Consider the following 18,491-nt stretch of genomic DNA (forward strand, 5'->3'; position numbering starts at 1 on the left):
AGAGGCGGAATTATTCAGACTCCGCGCGCATGCGTCAACCCTTTTCGCAAAATTTCTTCATCTCCGACTCGGGGACACCGCCAGTCAAGGCGGTGATTGCAGGAGACCGCAGGCAGGCGTTCGCACCGTGCCCGCGGGATCGCATCACTCGCCCAGCGACGCGCGATTCTGCGCGGCCGGATCACCAACCTTGCCCACCGGCGCTCCCGCGTCGCTTTTCGGCGGCGGTGGCGGCGGCGTCGAGCCACCCGGGGCGTTCTTGCTCCAGTCCGCCGGCGGGCCGGGCTGGCGCCCGGCCATGATGTCGTCGATCTGGTGGGCGTCGATGGTCTCGTACTGCAACAGCAGCTCAGCCATGGTGTGCAGCTTGTCGAGGTTCGCCGTGAGCAGCTCCTTGCTGCGCGCATATGCGCGATCGAGGATGCCACGCACGACTTCGTCGATCTTGCTTGCCGTCTCGTTGGAGATGCTCTTGTGCTGGGTCACCGAGCGGCCCAGGAAGACCTCGTCCTCGTCCTCGCCATAGGTGATCGGGCCGAGTTCGTCGGACAGGCCCCACTTGGTCGCCATGTTGCGGGCCATCTTGGTGGCGCGCTCGATGTCGTTGGAAGCGCCGGTGGTGACCTTGTCATTGCCGAAAATCAACTCTTCAGCCACGCGCCCGCCATACAACGAGCACAACTGCGATTCGATCGCCACCCGGTTGATGCTGTACTTGTCGCCCTCGGGCAGGTACATGGTCACACCCAGCGCGCGCCCGCGCGGGATGATGGTGACCTTGTAGACCGGGTCATGTTCCGGCACCAGGCGACCCACGATGGCATGGCCTGCCTCGTGGTAGGCGGTGAGCTTCTTCTCGTCTTCGCTCATCGCCATCGAGCGCCGCTCGCTGCCCATCAGGATCTTGTCGCGTGCCTTGTCGAGATGGCTCATGCGCACTTCGCGCGCGTTCTCGCGCGCGGCGAACAACGCCGCCTCGTTCACCAGGTTGGCCAGGTCCGCGCCGGAGAAGCCCGGCGTGCCGCGGGCGATCGTCATCGCGTTGACGTCGCTGGCGATCGGCACCTTGCGCATGTGTACCTTGAGGATCTGCTCTCGCCCACGCACGTCCGGCAGTCCGACCACCACCTGGCGATCGAAGCGGCCCGGCCGCAGCAAGGCCGGATCGAGCACGTCGGGGCGGTTGGTGGCGGCGATCACGATGACGCCCTCGGTGCCCTCGAAGCCGTCCATCTCGACCAGCAACTGGTTCAGGGTCTGCTCGCGCTCGTCATGACCGCCGCCCAGCCCGGCACCACGATGCCGGCCGACCGCGTCGATCTCGTCGATGAAGATGATGCACGGCGCGTGCTTCTTGGCCTGCTCGAACATGTCGCGCACGCGACTGGCGCCCACGCCGACGAACATCTCCACGAAGTCGGAACCGGAGATCGAGAAGAACGGCACCTTGGCCTCGCCGGCGATCGCCTTGGCCAGCAAGGTCTTGCCGGTGCCGGGCGGGCCCACCATCAGCACGCCGCGGGGGATCTTGCCGCCGAGTTTCTGGAACCGGCCGGGGTCGCGCAGGAACTCGACCAGCTCGCCGACCTCCTCCTTCGCCTCGTCACAGCCGGCGACGTCGCCGAAGTTGACCTTGACCTGGTCCTCGCCCTGCAGCTTCGCGCGCGAACGGCCGAAGCTCATCGCGCCGCGCCCACCGCCGCCGGACTGCATCTGGCGCATGAACCAGATGAACACACCGACGATCAGCAGCACCGGCAGCCAGCTGATCAGCAGGCCGATCAGCGAGAAGCCCTCGGAGGGGTCCTGGCGCACTTCCACGCCCTGGTCCTGCATCTGCTTGACCACTGCATTGGTAGAGAAGCCCAGCATCGGCGCGACAGTGCGGAAGGCACTGCCATCCTTCAGCTTGCCGCTGATCGTGGCGGGCTGGTCGGCGCTGATCGTGGCGCTGGAGACGTTGCCGCTGCTCACGTTCTGCACGAACGCGCTGTAGGCCAGGTCGGATGAACGGCTGCTGCGGGGGTTGAAGCTTTCAAACACGGTGAACAAGACCACCGCGATGATCACCCAGAGCAACACGTTTTTCGCCGTTTCATTCATGAACAGTACTCGCCAGTGGCACCGCGGCAGGTTTGCGCCCGGTCGCCAGTGCATACACCTCACGCGAACGCGCGCGCGAGGCCTTGGGTTTACGCATCGTCACGCGACTGAAGTCTGCGCGCAAGCAACGCAGATAATCGTCAAAACCGACTCCCTGGAACAACTTGATCAGGAACGAGCCGCCCGGCTTGAGCCACTGCCTGCTGAAATCCAGCGCCAACTCCGCCAGTGCCATCGCGCGAATCTGGTCGGCAAGCGCCACTCCACTCATGTTGGGGGCTATATCGCACAGTACAAGATCCAGCCGGTGCCCCTTCAGGCGGGCCTCCAGCTGGCGCAGCACCGACTCCTCGCGGAAGTCGCCCTGCAGGAAATCCACCCCGGCGATGCTCTGCATCGGCAGGATGTCCAGCGCGAACACCTTGCCGCTGTCGCCCAGCCGGTTGCGCACCAATTGCGACCAGCTGCCCGGCGCCGCGCCGAGATCCACCACGTTGATGCCCGGCTTGAGCAGCTTGTCGCGCTCGATCAGCTCCTCCAGCTTGTAGACGGCACGCGAACGCAGCCCTTCGGCCTGTGCCTTCTTGACGTATTCGTCGTTGAAATGTTCACGCAGCCAGACTGCGCTGCTTTTGCTGCGGGCCATGTCTTGAGGGAATATCTGATCGGGAGGAGGCCGTTGCATGATACCCTGTGCAGTCCCTTGATCGTGAACCTGGCCTGCCCCATGCCGCTTACACCCTCGCAGATCCGCTACCTGCGCGGCCTCGCCCACGACGTGAAACCCGTCGTGTTGCTGGGCAACAAGGGCGCCACCGAAGCTGTCGTGAAGGAGCTGGGACAGGCGCTGGACATCCACGAACTGGTGAAGGTGAAGCTCTCCGGCGGCGACAAGCAGGAGCGGCAGGCGCAGATCGACGTGCTCGCCAGCGGCACCGGCGCGGAGACGGTCCACCAGATCGGCCATGTCGTGGTGCTGTTCCGCCGCAACGCCGACGAACCGGGCATCGCCCTGCCGCGCTGATGGACCTGTCACTGGAACAAGCCGATGGCTATCTGCTGGTGCGTCGGGTTGACGCACGCAGTGTCACCCTGCTCGACCGGGTCGTCGAACACAGCTTCCTGCTCACCCCCGCCGGCATCACCGAAGCATGGCCGGTCACGGCCGCAGGCAGCCTCGGCGTCGACGACGTCCCCGTGCTGCTGGCATTGAAGCCCGAGGTGGTGATCCTGGGCACCGGCGAGCGTCAGGTGTTCCCGGCCGCGGCGTTCATGGCCGGCTTCCTGCGCAAGGGCATCGGCATCGAGGTGATGGACAACGCGGCCGCCGCGCGTACCTACAACCTGCTGGCCGGCGAGGATCGCCAGGTCGTGGCCGGCTTCATCCTGCCTCCCGCCTGATCGGGCACCTTCCGTGCCGCCGCGATCAGCGTGGCGGCAGGTAGCTGAGCGGGTCCACCGGATTGCCGTTCTTGCGGATCTGGAACTCGAGCTCGTTGCGGGTCGCGCCGGTTGAACCCATCTCGGCGATCTGCTGCCCGGCCGTCACCCGCTGGCCTTCCTTCACCAGGCGCCAGCGGTTGTGCCCGTAGGCCGACAGGAAACTGTCGTTGTGCTTGATGATGACCAATTCGCCATAGCCGACCAGGCCGTTGCCGCTGTAGACCACCACGCCATCGGCGGCAGCCCGCACCGGGTCACCCGAATTGCCCGCGATCTCGATGCCGGGAATGGCATCGCTGCCGTTGAAGCGCCCGACCACCGACCCGCCTTCGACGGGCCAGCGCCAGCTCACCCCACCGACATCACGCGCCGGGCCGGCGACCACGGGCTTGGCCACGGGTGGCACTTTCGCCGGCGGCGTGACGGAAACCCCGGCCACCGGCACGGCATCCACCGCCGGCGGCGCATGCGCCGCCGGTGTAGCGGAAGGAATGGCGGGCCGCGCTCCGGCCGTCGCCGCCGTGGCTGGCACGGCCTCGGTGACCGGTTCGAACACGGAAGCCGCGGCCGACGTGCCCGGCGCCCGAGGGGAACCGGCGACCGTACCCGGCGTGCGCGCCACGGCCGGTTTCGTCACCGCCGACGGCGACAGCGTCAAGCGCTGCCCCGGCCAGATCGTGTAGGGCGCCGCGATGGCATTCCACTGGGCGAGGTCGCGAAAATCCACGCCGTTGCGGAAGGCGATGGAATAGAGCGTGTCCCCTTTTGCCACCACGTAGCTGCCACCCGGAATCGGCGTGCGCGCCACGCGGGAGGACGGCGCGGCGGCAGGCGACGGGTAGCTGCCCGCGGCGGGCTCGATCACCACCGAACTGCGCATGGTGCCGCAGCCGGCCAGCAACGCCGCCGCGACAACCAGGCAGGGAAAGCGAACTGAATGATCCATGCGGTCCAGCATACCGAGGCGCGCCGCCATTTTCATGCGCACCGCGCTGCCAGTCAGCGCGGCCACAGCCACCACGCCAGCAGCACGACGAGCAATACCAGCGCGCCCCGGCCGATCCACTCGATGTTCTTGTGCAACATGCGCTCGGCGCGCTCGCCGAACAGGCGGATCAACAGCGCCAGCAGCCACACGCGCTTGCCGCGGCCGACCGCCATGCAAGCCAGGAACGGCAGGACCGGCACGCCCACGATGCCGGCCGCCCAGGTGACGAACTTCATGGGGATCACCGGCTGCAGCGCCGCCAGCATCAATGCGCCCAGCATGGTCAACCAATGCTCGTTCATGTCCACGCGCAGATTGTTCACCCAGGCGGTGATGACCTCCTGCATGTGCATGCTGAGCAGCGGCTTCACCGACTCGTAGGCCCAGTGGCCCAGCGCATAGCCGACCACCGAGCCGAGCAGGGAAAACAGCAGCGACATGTTGGCGTAGAAGAACGCCTTGAGTCGCTTGGCCAGCATCATCGGCGCAAGCATCACCTCCGGCATGATCGGGAAGATGAACGCCTCGAAGAAGCTCAACGCACACAGGTAGTGCAGCGCGCGCGGTGCGCGAGCCCAGACCAGTGCGCGGGCGTAGAGCGGCTCGAACAGGCGCATCAGCCGATGCCGCCCAGCAGCGGCACGAAACTCACCGGGCCGAGTTCCTCCAGCGCGAAATCGCCCTTGCCGTCGCCGCGCATGCGGATCAGATTCTGCCGGCTCGGCGATCCCACCGGCGCCACCAGCACGCCGGCGGGATTGAGCTGTTCGAGGATGCGGGTCGGGATGGTGTCGCCTGCGGCGGTGAGGATGATCGCGTCGAACGGTGCCTCGTCCGGCCAGCCCAGCTTGCCGTCGTCGTAGCGCGAGCGCAGGTTGGTCAGGCCGAGCTGGCGGAAGCGGCGCCGCGCCTGGCGCAGCAGCGCCTCGATGCGCTCGACCGTATACACCTCGCCGACCAGGGACGACAGCACCGCTGCCTGGTAACCCGACCCGGTGCCGATCTCCAGCACCCTGCGCGGCATCTCCTTCTGCCCCTCGAAGTGCTCCAGCAACGCTTCCGTCATGCGCGCCACCACCCACGGCTGGGAGATGGTCTGGCCGTGGCCGATCGGCAGCGCATCGTTCTCGTAGGCGTGCAGTTGCAGTGCCTGGTCGATGAAATGATGGCGCGGCACCGTGCGGATCACCTCGATCACGCGCGGGTCGCGGATGCCTGCATCCTGCAGGGAGGCGGCCAGCCGGTTGCGGGCGCGCTGCGAGGTCACTCCCTCGCCCTTGAGCTGGGCTGCAGGCAACGGATAGGTGATCATCGGTCAGGCCGCCTCGCCCTTGCTGCGGCGGCCGGCCATGCCGTCGCTCAGCGTCTTCATCCAGCTGCTGACCTTGTCCAGCGCCTGGAAACGGGTCAGGTCGACGTGGATCGGCGTGACCGAGACGAAGCCGCGACGTACCGCGTTGAAATCGGTGCCGGGGCCGGCGTCGTCCACCTCGCCGGCCGGTCCGATCCACCACATCGGTCGCCCGCGCGGATCAGTCTGCGCGATGCACGGCGCGGCACGGTGGCGCCGACCCAGCCGGGTGACCTCGAAGCCGGCGATCTCCGCCCAGGGCCGGTCCGGCACGTTGACGTTGAGGATGGTGTCTGCGGGCAGCGGATCGACCAGCAGACGTTGCATCAGCAGCAGCACCGCCTGCGCCGCGGCGTCGTAGTGCACGCCCTGGTGGTCTTCGCTGACCAGCGAGACGGCGATCGCCGGCAGACCGAGAAAGCGCCCTTCCATCGCCGCCGAGACCGTGCCGGAATAGATCACGTCGTCGCCCAGGTTGGCCGAGTTGTTGATGCCGGATACCACCATGTCGGGTTCTTCGTCGAGCAGGCCGGACAGCGCCAGGTGCACGCAGTCGGTGGGCGTCCCCGCCACACGGTAGTAGCCCTGGCCCATCGACAGTACGCGGATCGGCGCGTCCAGCGTCAGCGAATTGCTCGCCCCCGAGCGATCGCGATCCGGTGCCACCACGGTGACCTCTCCCACCGCCTGCAGGCGCTCGGCCAACACGCGGATGCCCGGCGCATCCACGCCATCGTCGTTGCTGACCAGAACTCGCATGATGCTCCGTCGAAAACTGCCTGCCGGCGCAGGAAGATCAAGCGCGGCGGTTTCGTGATGGTTGCAAGTCTACCGTAGCGCGCCCCCAAGTTTCACCGGGATTCAACGCATCGTGCCGCCGCTTCTGGCTAGGATGCGCAGATGAAGCGACCCAACCCGCCCCGGATCACCGACGACGATCGCCGCCTGTTCCGCGAGGCGATCGGCGAGGTGCAGCGACTCGCGCCGGTTTCCCCGCCGCCGGCGACCGCGAAACCCGCGCCACACCCGCGCATGTTCGAGGCCGACGAAGCTGCCGTGGCCAGCGAGTTGCTGGACATGGATTTCGACCCGGCCACGCTCGAAGTCGGCGAGGAACTCGGCTACCTGCGCGACGGCTATCCGCCCAGGTTGCTGCGGCAACTCAAGCGCGGCCAGTTCAGCGTGGGCGACGACCTGGACCTGCATCAGATGAACGCCGCCGCGGCCCAGGCCAGCATCGTCGCGTTCCTGGCCGAAGCGCGGCAAGCCGGCGTGCGTTGCGTGCGCATCATCCACGGCAAGGGGCTGCGTTCGAAGGCTGCCGGTCCGGTGCTGAAGGCGCTCACCGATCGCATGCTGCGCCGGCGCGACGACGTGATCGCGTTTGCCTCCGCGCGCCCGGCGCAGGGTGGCACCGGGGCGGTGATCGTCTTGCTGAAAGAGCAGAAGTGAGTGGAGAGGAGTGAGAACTGAGAGAGGGAACGGGTGCGCTGGTGCTTTCTCTTTCTCTCACTCTTCACTCATCTCCACTCACTCCTCGCCTTTAAGCTCGCGCACCACCACCGTGGCGTACGCGCCAGCGGGCAGCTCGAACGACAGTTCCAGCGCGTCCTCGCCAAGCCAGCGCCAGTGGAGATTGTGCGGAATCAGCCGCAGCGGGCGGCGCTCCTGATCCATGCGCGCGGCGGCCAGGCCGCTGGCCAGGTCGTCATTCGCCGCAGCGACTTCGCGCTCCAGCGCTCCTGCTTCGCCCTGGCTCGGCGGCTCGCCCTGCCCCCACAGCGGACCTGACGGATGGATGTCGGCGCGCGCCAATCGCGCGGCCAATTCGTCGTTGAACGGTTCCGGCCCGAACCACGAGCGCGAACCGGCCAGCGACCAGATTTCCCCTTCCAGCGGCCGGTCCCACGCATCGTGCTCGACCCGCGCCGCCAGTACGGCATTGAAGATGTGCGAACGCGCCGCGGACAGCAAAATCGAACGCTTGTCGCGATCCACCCGGCGCCCACCGAACATCGCGCGCGCCTGTGCCACGTTGCCGCCTTCGCGGCCGAAGCGCTGCTCGCCGTAATAGTTCGGCACGCCGCGCGCAGCGATCTGCCGCAGCACCGACTCCGCCCGCGCGCGATCGCCGCTCACCTCGCGCAACACCAGCACGAAGCGGTTGCCGCGCAGGGCGCCACGCTTGAGCTTGCGCGAATGCCGCGTCGCCGCCAGCACTTTCACCTCCGGGTGCGGGAACGTGGACCAGTCCGGATCGGGCCGGCCGGCCAGTTGCACCGAGAAGGTCTGCCGGGTCACGGCATGGCGATCCTTGAGGCCCGCATAACCGACCGCGACCTGCGGCACGCCGGCGAACTTCGCCAGCTCGCGCGCGACCCAGTCGGTGTTGGCGCCGCGCTTCTCCACCCACAGCAGCAGGTGCTCGCCGGCACCCTCGGCGTCGTAGCCGAGGATCTCCTCGACCAGGAAGTCCTCGGGACTGGCGCGCAGCCGGGCAGTCAGTGGCGGTTCGCCGAAAGCATGGGGCAGTTCTTGCATGGAGAAACGGCTTCTTTGGGCGAATTCGATCTGACGGGTGACTGAAGAGCAGGCTGGATTCCCGCTTGACCGGCCCTTCGGCCGTTGCATGGCGCCTCGCGGGAATGACGTCCTGCCACGCTCGGGTTCGACAACCTGAAACCGGGCCGGAAGGGTGACGATTACATCAGGAACACCGTCGCCAGTCCGAGAAAAATGAAAAAGCCGCCGCTGTCGGTCATGGCGGTGATCAGCACGCTGGAGCCCAGCGCCGGGTCGCGGCCGAAGCGGGTCATGCAGATCGGGATGCCGACGCCGGCGAAGGCCGCCAGCAACAGGTTCAGCGTCATCGCCGCGGTCATCACCAGGCCCAGCGAGGCACTGTCGTAAAGCAGCCACGCCACGATGCCGATGACGCCACCCCACACCAGCCCGTTCAGCAGCGCCACGGCCATCTCCTTGCGCCACAGGCGCCGCGCGCTGTCGGCGCTGATCTGGTTCAGCGCCAGCGCGCGCACGATCATGGTGATGGTCTGGTTGCCGGAGTTGCCGCCGATGCCGGCCACGATCGGCATCAATGCGGCCAGCGCCACCAGGCGCTCGATCGAGCCCTCGAACAAGCTGATCACGCGCGAGGCGATGAAGGCCGTCATCAGGTTGATCGCCAGCCACAGCCAGCGGTTGCGCAGGCTGGCCCAGACCGAGGCGAAGATGTCCTCCTCCTCACGCAGGCCGACCCGGCCCAGCGCCTCGCTTTCGCTCTCCTCGCGGATCACGTCCACCATGGCGTCGATGGTGATGCGGCCGATCAGGTGGCCGCGCTCGTCCACTACCGGCGCGGTCACCAGGTCGTAGCGCTCGAACGCTTGCGCCACGTCGTAGGCGTCGTCGGTGGGGTGGAAGGTGTTGACGTCCGGCGCCATCACCTCGCTGACCATGCGCTCGGGGGAATTGACCAGCAGCCAGTGCAGCGGCAGGACGCCAGTCAGCAGGTTGTCCTGGTTGATGACGAACAGCTTGTCGGTCTGTGGCGGCAGTTCTTCCCAGCGGCGCAGGTAACGCAGCACCACTTCGAGACTCACGTCCTCGCGGATCGTGACCATCTCGAAGTCCATCAGCGCGCCGAGCTGGTCCTCCTCGTAGGACAGCGCCGACTGCACCTGCTCGCGTTGCTGCGAGTCGAGGCTGGCCATCAGCTCCGGCAGCACCGCCGTGGGCAGGTCTTCGACCAGGTCGGCCAGTTCGTCGGCGTCCAGCGTTTCGGCGGCGGCGAGGATCTCGTGGCGATCCATGTCCGCGATCAGCGATTCCCGCACCGCATCGGACACTTCCAGCAGGATCTCGCCGTCGCGGTCGGCCTTGACCAGTTGCCAGACCGCCAGGCGCTCGTCCAGCGGCAGCGATTCGAGGACGAAGGCGATGTCGGCCGGGTGCAGCTCGTCCAGTTGCTGGCGCAGGTCCGCCAGCACGTCCGCGGGCAGGCGGCCGTCGCCTTCGTGACGATGCAGCAGCTCGACGATGGTGTCGAGCCGATCGTGCAGCCGGTTGGCGACGCTGCGGGCCTCGATCTCGGTCATGCGCGCTCCAGCAGCACGCACGCCTGCGCGGCGATGCCCTCGCCGCGGCCGCAGAAACCGAGCCTTTCGGTGGTGGTGGCCTTGATGCTGACGCAACCGATGTCGCAGGCCAGGTCGGCAGCGAGAATTTCGCGCATCGCCTGCGCATGCGGACCGACCTTCGGTGCCTCACCGATCACGGTGACATCGGCGTTGCCCAAGGCGTAGCCATGCTGCGCCATCAGCATTGCCGCATGGCGCAGGAACTGGCGGCTGTCGGCGCCGCGCCAGCGTGCGTCGGTGGGCGGGAAATGACGGCCGATGTCGCCCAGTGCCAGCGCGCCGAAGATGGCGTCGCACAGCGCGTGGATCACCACATCGCCGTCGGAGTGCGCCACCACGCCGCGATCGTGCGGCACGCGCACGCCACCGAGCACGAGGTGGTCACCCTCGCCGAACGCGTGCACGTCGAAACCGCTGCCTATCCTCATGAACTTGTCCTTGCGAGCAGGAACTGCGCCAGCGCGAAATCCGCTGCCGTGGTCACCTTGATGTTGTCCTCGGCGCCTTCGACCAGCAACGGCGAGAACCCGGCCAGCTCCATCGCCATCGCCTCGTCGCTGACGTCCACGCCACGCTGATGCGCATCGCGCAGCGCCGCCGTCAACGGGCCACGCCGGAACATCTGCGGCGTGAACGCGCGCCAGCGCGACTCACGCGGTTCGGTGCGCGCGACGCATCCGTTCACGTCGGCGTGCTTGAGCGTATCGCGCAGCGGCGCACCGAGCAGGCCGCCGTCGCCTCGCCCGCCCCGCTCGATCAGCTGGCCGATGTCATCCAGCCGCACGCAGGGACGCGCCGCATCGTGTACCAGCACGAACTCCGCATCGCCGACACCCGCAGGCAGCGCGTCGAGCCCGGCCAGCACCGATTCACTGCGCTGCGCGCCGCCGACAGCGGTCAGCACCGGCTTGCCGCACACGTCGCGCAGGCCCGGCCAGTGCCGGTCATCGACCGCGAGCGTCACCAGCAGGCCGCCGATCCGCGGATGCGCGGCGAGGCGCGCCAGCGTGTGTTCGATCAGTGTCCGGCCAGCCAGCAACTGGTATTGCTTGGGCAAGTCGCCGCCGGCCCGCACGCCCCGCCCGGCCGCCGGCACCACGCACCACAACGTGGTGCCGGTCATGGCGAGCCGCGCGCAGCGGATGCGGCCGTGGCCGGCGAGCTGCCCGCGCGCGCGGGCTCGACCACCTGGTAGAACACCTCGCCGGGCTTGATCAACCCCAACTCGGTACGCGCGCGCGCCTCGACCGCCTGGTCGCCATGCTTGAGGTCGTGCACGTCGGCGGCCAGCGCCTGGTTGCGCTTCTGCAGGCGCGCGTTGTCGCCGGTCTGCTTGTTCACCGCGATGCGCAAACTGTCCACCTCCTGCATGCTGCCGCTGCCGAACCACAGCTTCAGCTGCAAGCCGACCAACAGCAGCAACAACAGCAGGGCGATCCAACGCAGCATGGCGGCGTGTCCCGCTCAGCCCGGCAAACGGCCGAGGTTGGGGAACGCCTCGCGACCGGCGTAGCGCGCAGCCGAGCCCAGCGCCTCCTCGATGCGCAGCAACTGGTTGTACTTCGCCACGCGGTCGCTGCGGCACAGCGAGCCGGTCTTGATCTGGGTCGCCGTGGTGGCCACCGCGATGTCGGCGATGGTGGTGTCCTCGGTCTCGCCGGAGCGGTGCGAGATCACCGCCGCGTACTTCGCCGCGTCGGCCATGGCAATCGCCTCCAGCGTCTCGGACAGCGTGCCGATCTGGTTCACCTTGATGAGGATCGCGTTGGCGATGTTCTTCTCGATGCCCTCGCGGAAGATCGCCGGGTTGGTCACGAACAGGTCGTCGCCGACCACCTGCACGCGCTCGCCGATCGCGTCGGTGAGCAGCTTCCAGCCGTCCCAGTCGCCTTCGGCCATGCCGTCCTCGATGGTGACGATCGGATACTGCTTCGCCCAGCCGGCGAGCAGGTCGACGAACTCGGCCGAGCTGTACTGCTTGCCTTCGCCGGCGAGGTCGTACTTGCCGTTCTTGTAGAACTCCGAGCTGGCCGCGTCGAGGCCGAGCAGGATCTCGCTGCCGACCTTGTAGCCGGTCTTGTTGATCGCTTCGAGGATGGTGTCGATCGCCTCGACGTTGGAGCGCAGGTTCGGCGCAAAGCCGCCCTCGTCGCCCACCGAAGTGGCGAGGCCACGGCCGTGCAGCACGCTCTTCAACGCATGGAAGATCTCCGCGCCGGCGCGCAGCGCCTCGGCGAAGCTCGGCATGCCGACCGGCAGGATCATGAACTCCTGCACGTCGACGTTGTTGTCGGCGTGCGCGCCGCCGTTGATGATGTTCATCATCGGCACCGGCAACGCGCCGGGCTTGCCGTGCGACAGGTACTGCCACAGCGGCTCGCCGCGCGAAGCTGCCACCGCGTGCGCCGCCGCCATCGACACGCCGAGCAGCGCATTCGCACCCAGCCGGCCCTTGTTCGGCGTGCCGTCCAGCGCAACGAGCTTGGCGTCGAGGCCCTTCTGATCGGCCGCATCGAAACCCTTCAGCGCATCGGCGATGGTGCCATTGACGTTGGCTACCGCGTTCTTCACGCCCTTGCCGCCGTAGCGCGACTTGTCGCCGTCGCGCAGCTCGACCGCCTCGCGCGAACCGGTGGAGGCGCCGCTCGGCACCGCGGCGCGGCCGAAGCCGCCGCCGGCCAGGGTGACTTCGGCTTCCAGCGTGGGGTTGCCGCGCGAGTCGAGGATTTCACGGGCGTGGATGCGGGTGATCAGAGTGGTCATGGTTATCCGTCAGTGAAGTGTTGTCGTAGGGGCCCGCTCGCGGGCGATGCTTTTACAGATCCCGAATCCCCGCTCTCAGCAGACGAACGTCCGGTCATCCCGACCCAACAGCATCGCCCGCGAGCGGGCTCCTGCAGGCGTGGTCACACGTCCTGTTCGAGGAAGCGGTGGCGCTTGGTCACGGCGTCCAGTTCCAGCAGGGTTTCCAGCAACGCCTCCATCTTGCCCAGCGGCCACGCATTCGGGCCGTCGGACAGCGCCTTGCTCGGATCGGGATGGGTCTCGGCGAACAGGCCGGCCACGCCGACCGCCACCGCCGCGCGCGCCAGCACCGGCACGAATTCGCGCTGGCCGCCGGAGCTGGCACCCTGCCCGCCCGGCAACTGCACCGAATGCGTCGCGTCGAACACCACCGGGCAACCGGTCTCGCGCATCACGCTGAGCGAGCGCATGTCCGAGACGAGGTTGTTGTAGCCGAAGCTGGCACCGCGTTCGCAGACCATGATGTGGTCGTTGCCGACGGCCCTGGCCTTGGCCACCACGTGCTTCATGTCCCACGGCGCCAGGAACTGGCCCTTCTTGATGTTTACCGGCTTGCCGGCACGCGCCACTTTCTGGATGAAGTCGGTCTGCCGGCACAGGAAGGCCGGCGTCTGCAGCACGTCGACCACCGATGCCACCTCGTCCATCGGCGTGTACTCGTGCACGTCGGTGAGCACCGGCACGCCGATCTGGCGCTTCACTTCGCCCAGGATGCGCAGGCCCTCTTCCAGGCCGGGCCCACGGAAGCTCTCGCCGGAGGAGCGGTTGGCCTTGTCGAAGCTGGATTTGAAGATGAAGGGGATGCTCAGCCGCGCGGTGATTTCCTTCAGCATGCCGGCGGTGTCCAGCTGCAGCTGCTCGGATTCCACCACGCAGGGGCCGGCGATCATGAACAGGGGTTGGTCGAGGCCGACCTCGAATCCGCAAAGCTTCATGACTCTTTCCCGTTCAAAGCGTTCTTGATTCCATCATGCCCGCATTCGCGGGAATGACAGCCACGAGGGTGTCGCGTTGCCGCGTCATGCCGTCGCCTGCACCGGCGCCAGCTTCTCGCCGACGCGCACGGCCTTGTACTCGCGTGCCGCGCGCACGAAGCCGCTGAACAACGGGTGGCCGTCGCGCGGGGTCGAGGTGAACTCCGGGTGCGCCTGGCAGCCGAGGAACCACGGATGCTGCTGTTGCGGGAGTTCGACGATCTCCACCAGCAGGTCGTCCATCGACTTGCCGGAGATCACCAGGCCCAGGTCCTCGAACGTCTGCCGATAGCGGTTGTTGAACTCGTAGCGATGGCGATGGCGCTCGCGCATGACGTCCTGCCCGTACATCGCGCGCGCCAGCGTGCCGGCCTTGAGCCGGCATTCCTGCGAACCCAGGCGCATGGTGCCGCCCAGGTCGGAGCGGTCGTTGCGCTGCTCGACTTCACCGGTCGCGGTGGTCCACTCGGTGATCAACGCGATCACCGGGTTCGGCGTGTTGCGGTCGTTCTCGCTGGAATCGGCGTCGGTCAGGCCAGCCACGTGGCGGGCGAAATCCACCACCGCCGCATGCATGCCGTAGCAGATGCCGAAATAGGGCACGCCGTGCTCGCGGGCGTACTTCGCCGCCAGCACCTTGCCCTCGAAGCCGCGCTTGCCGAAGCCGCCGGGCACCAGGATGGCGTCGGCCTTGCCCAGCACCTTGGCGGCGCCTTCGGCCTCGACCTGCTCGGAGTCGATCCAGTCCAGGTTGACCCGTGTCTGCTGCTTGATGCCGCCGTGGCGCAGCGCCTCGCCGAGCGACTTGTAGGCGTCCTTGTGCTCGACATACTTGCCCACGATGGCGACGGTGACCTCGTCCTTCGGGTGCTCCACCGCGTCCACCGTGCGCTGCCACTCGGACAGGTCGGCCGGCTTGGCGGCCAGGCCGAGCTTCTTCACCACGATGTCGTCCAGGCCCTGCTGGTGCAGCCACAGCGGCTGCTTGTAGATCACGTCGACGTCGGCCGCGCTGATCACGGCGGATTCGGGCACGTTGGTGAACAGCGCGATCTTGCGCCGTTCGGCCTCGGGCAGCGGCTCCTCGCAGCGGCACAGCAGGATGTCCGGCTGGATGCCGATCGAGCGCAGCTCCTTCACCGAGTGCTGGGTCGGCTTGGTCTTGATCTCGCCGGCGGCCTTGATGTACGGCACCAGGGTCAGGTGCATGAACACCACCTTCTCCGGACCGTGCTCGATGCGCAACTGCCGGATCGCCTCCAGGAACGGCAGCGACTCGATGTCGCCCACGGTACCGCCGATCTCCACCAGCGCCACGTCGAAGCCGCGGGTGGCCTCGTGGATGCAGTGCTTGATCTCGTCGGTGATGTGCGGGATCACCTGCACGGTGGCGCCGAGGTAATCGCCGCGACGCTCCTTGCGGATCACCGCCTCGTAGATCTTGCCGGTGGTGATCGAGTTCTTGCCGGACAGGCGGGTGCGCACGAAGCGCTCGTAGTGGCCAAGATCGAGGTCGGTCTCGGCGCCGTCGTCGGTCACGTAGACCTCGCCGTGCTGGAACGGACTCATCGTGCCCGGGTCCACATTGATGTAGGGATCGAGCTTCATCATGGTGACCGAGAGGCCGCGCGCTTCGAGGATGGAGGCGAGCGACGCCGCCGCGATGCCCTTGCCAAGCGAGGACACCACACCGCCGGTGACGAAAATCAGGGGGGTCATGGAAAGCAGCCGTGCGGGAAATTGGCATTTTAGCTGCAGAACCGTCCGACGGCGAGATGGCGTGCGAAAAATCGACCCCATCGGTTCATTTCCGGGGCAGCGCGTGCATGAAAACGGCAGATGGCGCCTGCTAGCATGACAGGATGAACAATCCCGTCCCCGCCCGTCTCGCCGCCTTGCGCGCGGCCATGCAGCAGCACGGCGTCGCTGCCGTGCTCGTTCCCAGTGCCGATCCGCATCTGTCCGAGTACCTGCCGGCGCACTGGTCGGCACGGACATGGCTGTCCGGGTTCGACGGATCGGCCGGCACGCTCATTGTCGGTCGCGAGCAGGCCGGGCTGTGGACCGACTCGCGCTATTTCGCGCAGGCCGAGCAGCAGCTGGCCGGCAGCGGCGTCGCGCTGATGAAGCTGCGCGTACCGCACACGCCCGAGCATCTGGAATGGCTGCAGCAGCAACTGCATGACGGCGACGTGCTGGCGGTGGCCGGGGACAGCGTGGCTGTCGCCACCCGGCACCAGATCGAACACCGGCTGGCGGAGACCGGCGCCACCGTGCGCACCGACCTGGACCTGCCGGGCGAGATCTGGACGGATCGCCCCGCCCTGCCGGCGTCGCCGGTGGTCGAGCACGCGCTGGCCTGGGCCTGCATCCCCCGCGCGGAAAAGTTCGCGCGCCTGCGCAAGGCGATGCGCAAGCTCGGCGCCAGCCATCACCTGGTGTCAAGCCTCGACGACATCGCCTGGCTGACCAACCTGCGCGGCAGCGATGTCGAGTGCAACCCGGTGTTCCTCGCCCACCTGCTGGTACAGGCCAACGCCGGCGCCACCTTGTTCGTCGGCCGCGCCAAACTCGATGATGCGCTGGTCGCGGCACTGGCCGCCGACGGCATCGGCATCGCCGATTACGCTTCGATCACCTCGGCGTTGCCGGAGCTGGGCGCGGACGACCGCCTGCTGCTGGACAGCGGCCGCGTGGTCAGCTCGATCGCCGCGGCAATCGCGCCGGAGGTCACACGCATCGAGGCGCCCAACCCCAGCACGGCGTTCAAGGCGGTCAAGAGCGCCGCCGAACTCGACCATGTCCGCGACGTGATGCGCCGCGACGGCGCGGCGCTGGTGCGCGGTTTCCGCCGGCTGGAACAGCGGCTCGCCGCCGGCATGACGCTGACCGAGCTGGACGTGGACACGCTGCTGCACGAGGAACGCTCGGCCCAACCCGGCTGGGTCGGCGAGAGCTTCGCCACCATCGCCGGCTACCAGGCCAACGGCGCATTGCCGCACTACCGCGCCACGCCGCAGTCGCACAGCACGCTGCAGGCAAAGGGCCTGCTGCTGATCGACTCGGGCGGACAGTACCTCGGCGGCACCACCGACATCACCCGCGTGCTCGCCCTGGGCGAGACCACCGCCGAGCAGCGCCGCGATGCCACGCTGGTGCTGAAGGGCATGATCGGGCTGTCGCGCGCGCGTTTTCCCAAAGGCGCCAGCGGCCCGCAACTGGATGCGCTGGCGCGTGCGCCGCTGTGGGCGGCGGGCATGGATTACGGCCACGGCACCGGCCATGGCGTGGGTTATTTCCTCAACGTGCACGAAGGCCCGCACGGCATCCGCGCACCGGTGCCCGGCGGCGCACTGGTGCCGCTGGAGCCGGGCATGATCAGCTCGATCGAGCCGGGCCTGTACAAGCCCGGCCGGCACGGCATCCGCCACGAAAACCTGGCCGTGGTGGTCGAGGCCGACCGCACCGAGTTCGGCGAATTCCTCGCCTTCGAGACACTCACGATGTGCCCGTTCGATCGCCGCGCGCTCGAACCGAACCTGCTCAACCCGGAAGAGCGCGCCTGGCTGGACGACTACCACGCCAACGTCCGCGCCGCGCTCAGCCCGCTGCTGGCCGACGCCGATCTGGAGTGGCTGAACCGCCACTGCGCGCCGCTGTAGGCCGCGCCCTGCGGCAGGCCCCATGGACCTGCCGTCGCGCCGCGGGTCACAGCCCCAGGTTGTTGTGCTCCAGCACGCGTTCGGCGCGATAACTCGAACGCACCAACGGCCCGGCGACCGCTTCCACGAAACCCTTGCCCAGCGCCAGTTCGCGATAGGCACGGAATTCGTCCGGGGTGACGAAGCGCTCCACCGGCAGGTGGTGCGGGCTGGGCCGCATGTACTGGCCCAGGGTGACCACGTCCACGCAGGCGGCGCGCATGTCGTCCAGCGCCTGCTCGATCTCGGCGTCGGTTTCGCCCAGGCCCAGCATCAGGCTGGTCTTGGTGAGCGTCCTGGGCGCGTGGCGCTTGGCGAACGCCAGCACGTCCAGGGTCTGCTCGTAGCCGGCGCGCGGGTCGCGCACCGGATGGGTGAGGCGGCGCACGGTTTCCAGGTTCTGCGCGTAGGTGGCCAGGCCGGCGTCGAGCACGGTGGCGACGCTGGCATGGTTGCCGGCGAAATCGGGCGTGAGCGCCTCCACCGCGGTGTCGGGCGAACGCAGGTGGATGGCCTTCACGCAGGCGGCGTAGTGGGCGGCGCCGCCGTCCGCCAGGTCGTCGCGATCCACCGAGGTGAGCACCACGTACTTGAGCCCCATCAGCGCCACCGCGTCGGCCACCTTGGCCGGCTCCAGCGGGTCGAGCCAGCCGTTCGGGTTGCCGGTGGACACCGAGCAGAACTTGCACGCGCGCGTGCACACCGAGCCCATCAGCATCAGCGTGGCGGTGCCGCGGCCCCAACACTCGGCGATGTTGGGGCACTTGGATTCGGCGCACACGGTGTTGAGCTGGTGCGTGCGCACGATATCGGCCACTTCCTCGTAATGCGCGCCGCTGGGCAGCTTCACGCGCAGCCATGGCGGCTTGCGGCTGACGTCGGGCTCATGGCTGTGTGCGTTGGGCTTCTGGCCGCCCTTTACCGCACGCGTGCCCTGCGGACTGGTGAACTTGCTGCCGTCCGGGATGGAAGGGTTGCTGGACATGG

The 18,491-nt window shown here is 67.8% G+C and carries 19 protein-coding genes; 4 read left to right on the forward strand and 15 right to left on the reverse strand.

The window, feature by feature from the left end:
• Positions 1-144 precede the first annotated feature (144 nt).
• Both ftsH and rlmE read right to left on the reverse strand, forming a co-directional pair.
• Positions 145-2,103: an ATP-dependent zinc metalloprotease FtsH gene (gene ftsH / locus ACVCMI_RS11505; RefSeq protein WP_395118869.1), complete on the reverse strand. Its 1,959-nt coding sequence runs from the start codon at positions 2,101-2,103 to the stop codon at positions 145-147.
• Entirely contained in the window at positions 2,096-2,749 is a 654-nt protein-coding gene (gene rlmE, locus ACVCMI_RS11510) for a 23S rRNA (uridine(2552)-2'-O)-methyltransferase RlmE (RefSeq protein WP_447098746.1), read from the reverse strand. The genes ftsH and rlmE overlap by 8 nt, the downstream gene beginning before the upstream one ends.
• A gap of 81 nt (positions 2,750-2,830) precedes the next feature.
• Here rlmE and yhbY point away from each other — a divergent pair, with 81 nt between their 5' ends.
• On the forward strand, positions 2,831-3,127 hold the full coding sequence (yhbY, locus tag ACVCMI_RS11515) for a ribosome assembly RNA-binding protein YhbY (RefSeq protein WP_447098745.1): 297 nt from the start codon (positions 2,831-2,833) through the stop codon (positions 3,125-3,127).
• Positions 3,127-3,504, forward strand: coding sequence for an Mth938-like domain-containing protein (locus ACVCMI_RS11520; protein WP_447098744.1), 378 nt, complete (start codon positions 3,127-3,129; stop codon positions 3,502-3,504). Before yhbY ends, ACVCMI_RS11520 begins: the two co-directional genes overlap by 1 nt.
• 25 nt (positions 3,505-3,529) lie before the next feature.
• On the opposite strand, the gene ACVCMI_RS11525 is transcribed toward ACVCMI_RS11520, so the two are convergent.
• Genes ACVCMI_RS11525 through surE form a run of 4 tightly spaced genes read right to left on the reverse strand, consistent with a single transcriptional unit; the run spans position 3,530 to position 6,644 of the window.
• On the reverse strand, positions 3,530-4,504 hold the full coding sequence (locus tag ACVCMI_RS11525) for a peptidoglycan DD-metalloendopeptidase family protein (RefSeq protein ID WP_447099449.1): 975 nt from the start codon (positions 4,502-4,504) through the stop codon (positions 3,530-3,532).
• Between the two features lie 41 nt (positions 4,505-4,545).
• The gene (locus tag ACVCMI_RS11530; protein WP_395118875.1) at positions 4,546-5,151 is read right to left on the reverse strand and encodes a YqaA family protein; all 606 of its coding nucleotides are present in this window, start codon (positions 5,149-5,151) and stop codon (positions 4,546-4,548) included.
• Positions 5,151-5,846 (reverse strand): protein-L-isoaspartate(D-aspartate) O-methyltransferase, encoded by a 696-nt coding sequence (locus ACVCMI_RS11535; RefSeq protein WP_395118877.1) that lies wholly within the window; start codon positions 5,844-5,846, stop codon positions 5,151-5,153. The genes ACVCMI_RS11530 and ACVCMI_RS11535 overlap by 1 nt, the downstream gene beginning before the upstream one ends.
• Before the next feature lie 3 nt (positions 5,847-5,849).
• Positions 5,850-6,644, reverse strand: a complete 795-nt coding sequence (gene surE, locus ACVCMI_RS11540; protein WP_395118879.1) for a 5'/3'-nucleotidase SurE — start codon at positions 6,642-6,644, stop codon at positions 5,850-5,852.
• Positions 6,645-6,785: 141 nt separating this feature from the next.
• On the opposite strand from surE, the gene ACVCMI_RS11545 reads away from it, so the two are divergent.
• The gene (locus ACVCMI_RS11545) at positions 6,786-7,337 is read left to right on the forward strand and encodes a Smr/MutS family protein (RefSeq protein ID WP_395118881.1); all 552 of its coding nucleotides are present in this window, start codon (positions 6,786-6,788) and stop codon (positions 7,335-7,337) included.
• A gap of 78 nt (positions 7,338-7,415) precedes the next feature.
• On the opposite strand, the gene truD is transcribed toward ACVCMI_RS11545, so the two are convergent.
• The 8 genes from truD to ACVCMI_RS11585 all read right to left on the reverse strand — a co-directional run bounded on the left by truD (position 7,416) and on the right by ACVCMI_RS11585 (position 15,522).
• Positions 7,416-8,426 carry a tRNA pseudouridine(13) synthase TruD gene (truD, locus tag ACVCMI_RS11550; protein WP_395118883.1) on the reverse strand — a complete coding sequence of 337 codons (1,011 nt, stop codon included), beginning with the start codon at positions 8,424-8,426 and terminating at the stop codon, positions 7,416-7,418.
• 161 nt (positions 8,427-8,587) lie between these two features.
• Complete coding sequence (gene mgtE / locus ACVCMI_RS11555; protein ID WP_395118885.1) at positions 8,588-9,982, reverse strand: magnesium transporter; 1,395 nt, start codon at positions 9,980-9,982, stop codon at positions 8,588-8,590.
• A complete protein-coding gene (gene ispF, locus ACVCMI_RS11560; protein ID WP_447098743.1) occupies positions 9,979-10,452 on the reverse strand; it encodes a 2-C-methyl-D-erythritol 2,4-cyclodiphosphate synthase in 474 nt (157 codons plus the stop codon). Before ispF ends, mgtE begins: the two co-directional genes overlap by 4 nt.
• Positions 10,449-11,147, reverse strand: a complete 699-nt coding sequence (gene ispD, locus ACVCMI_RS11565) for a 2-C-methyl-D-erythritol 4-phosphate cytidylyltransferase (protein WP_447098742.1) — start codon at positions 11,145-11,147, stop codon at positions 10,449-10,451. The genes ispF and ispD overlap by 4 nt, the downstream gene beginning before the upstream one ends.
• Positions 11,144-11,473 carry a cell division protein FtsB gene (ftsB, locus tag ACVCMI_RS11570; protein ID WP_395118890.1) on the reverse strand — a complete coding sequence of 110 codons (330 nt, stop codon included), beginning with the start codon at positions 11,471-11,473 and terminating at the stop codon, positions 11,144-11,146. Before ftsB ends, ispD begins: the two co-directional genes overlap by 4 nt.
• Before the next feature lie 15 nt (positions 11,474-11,488).
• Complete coding sequence (gene eno, locus ACVCMI_RS11575; protein ID WP_447098741.1) at positions 11,489-12,787, reverse strand: phosphopyruvate hydratase; 1,299 nt, start codon at positions 12,785-12,787, stop codon at positions 11,489-11,491.
• A gap of 143 nt (positions 12,788-12,930) precedes the next feature.
• Positions 12,931-13,764 carry a 3-deoxy-8-phosphooctulonate synthase gene (gene kdsA / locus ACVCMI_RS11580; RefSeq protein ID WP_395118894.1) on the reverse strand — a complete coding sequence of 278 codons (834 nt, stop codon included), beginning with the start codon at positions 13,762-13,764 and terminating at the stop codon, positions 12,931-12,933.
• An 84-nt stretch (positions 13,765-13,848) separates the two neighbouring features.
• Positions 13,849-15,522: a CTP synthase gene (locus ACVCMI_RS11585; RefSeq protein ID WP_447098740.1), complete on the reverse strand. Its 1,674-nt coding sequence runs from the start codon at positions 15,520-15,522 to the stop codon at positions 13,849-13,851.
• Between the two features lie 143 nt (positions 15,523-15,665).
• Between ACVCMI_RS11585 and ACVCMI_RS11590 the strand changes: the two genes are divergently transcribed.
• Positions 15,666-17,465 (forward strand): M24 family metallopeptidase, encoded by a 1,800-nt coding sequence (locus ACVCMI_RS11590; RefSeq protein WP_447098739.1) that lies wholly within the window; start codon positions 15,666-15,668, stop codon positions 17,463-17,465.
• Between the two features lie 46 nt (positions 17,466-17,511).
• On the opposite strand, the gene lipA is transcribed toward ACVCMI_RS11590, so the two are convergent.
• A complete protein-coding gene (lipA, locus tag ACVCMI_RS11595; protein WP_447098738.1) occupies positions 17,512-18,489 on the reverse strand; it encodes a lipoyl synthase in 978 nt (325 codons plus the stop codon).
• Positions 18,490-18,491 lie beyond the last annotated feature (2 nt).

This window comes from Rhodanobacter sp. UC4448_H15 (genome assembly GCF_052978265.1).

Bases quoted from the DNA above. Each gene is read 5' to 3' on its own strand.
- ACVCMI_RS11530 (WP_395118875.1), bottom strand. From the start codon at position 5,151: ATGCGCCTGTTCGAGCCGCTCTACGCCCGCGCACTGGTCTGGGCTCGC.
- ftsB (WP_395118890.1), bottom strand. From the start codon at position 11,473: ATGCTGCGTTGGATCGCCCTGCTGTTGTTGCTGCTGTTGGTCGGCTTG.
- ACVCMI_RS11525 (WP_447099449.1), bottom strand. From the start codon at position 4,504: ATGCTGGACCGCATGGATCATTCAGTTCGCTTTCCCTGCCTGGTTGTC.
- ACVCMI_RS11545 (WP_395118881.1), top strand. From the start codon at position 6,786: ATGAAGCGACCCAACCCGCCCCGGATCACCGACGACGATCGCCGCCTG.
- ACVCMI_RS11520 (WP_447098744.1), top strand. From the start codon at position 3,127: ATGGACCTGTCACTGGAACAAGCCGATGGCTATCTGCTGGTGCGTCGG.
- yhbY (WP_447098745.1), top strand. From the start codon at position 2,831: ATGCCGCTTACACCCTCGCAGATCCGCTACCTGCGCGGCCTCGCCCAC.
- ACVCMI_RS11585 (WP_447098740.1), bottom strand. From the start codon at position 15,522: ATGACCCCCCTGATTTTCGTCACCGGCGGTGTGGTGTCCTCGCTTGGC.
- ACVCMI_RS11535 (WP_395118877.1), bottom strand. From the start codon at position 5,846: ATGATCACCTATCCGTTGCCTGCAGCCCAGCTCAAGGGCGAGGGAGTG.
- ispF (WP_447098743.1), bottom strand. From the start codon at position 10,452: ATGAGGATAGGCAGCGGTTTCGACGTGCACGCGTTCGGCGAGGGTGAC.
- ispD (WP_447098742.1), bottom strand. From the start codon at position 11,147: ATGACCGGCACCACGTTGTGGTGCGTGGTGCCGGCGGCCGGGCGGGGC.
- mgtE (WP_395118885.1), bottom strand. From the start codon at position 9,982: ATGACCGAGATCGAGGCCCGCAGCGTCGCCAACCGGCTGCACGATCGG.
- ACVCMI_RS11590 (WP_447098739.1), top strand. From the start codon at position 15,666: ATGAACAATCCCGTCCCCGCCCGTCTCGCCGCCTTGCGCGCGGCCATG.
- truD (WP_395118883.1), bottom strand. From the start codon at position 8,426: ATGCAAGAACTGCCCCATGCTTTCGGCGAACCGCCACTGACTGCCCGG.
- surE (WP_395118879.1), bottom strand. From the start codon at position 6,644: ATGCGAGTTCTGGTCAGCAACGACGATGGCGTGGATGCGCCGGGCATC.
- eno (WP_447098741.1), bottom strand. From the start codon at position 12,787: ATGACCACTCTGATCACCCGCATCCACGCCCGTGAAATCCTCGACTCG.
- ftsH (WP_395118869.1), bottom strand. From the start codon at position 2,103: ATGAATGAAACGGCGAAAAACGTGTTGCTCTGGGTGATCATCGCGGTG.
- lipA (WP_447098738.1), bottom strand. From the start codon at position 18,489: ATGTCCAGCAACCCTTCCATCCCGGACGGCAGCAAGTTCACCAGTCCG.
- rlmE (WP_447098746.1), bottom strand. From the start codon at position 2,749: ATGGCCCGCAGCAAAAGCAGCGCAGTCTGGCTGCGTGAACATTTCAAC.
- kdsA (WP_395118894.1), bottom strand. From the start codon at position 13,764: ATGAAGCTTTGCGGATTCGAGGTCGGCCTCGACCAACCCCTGTTCATG.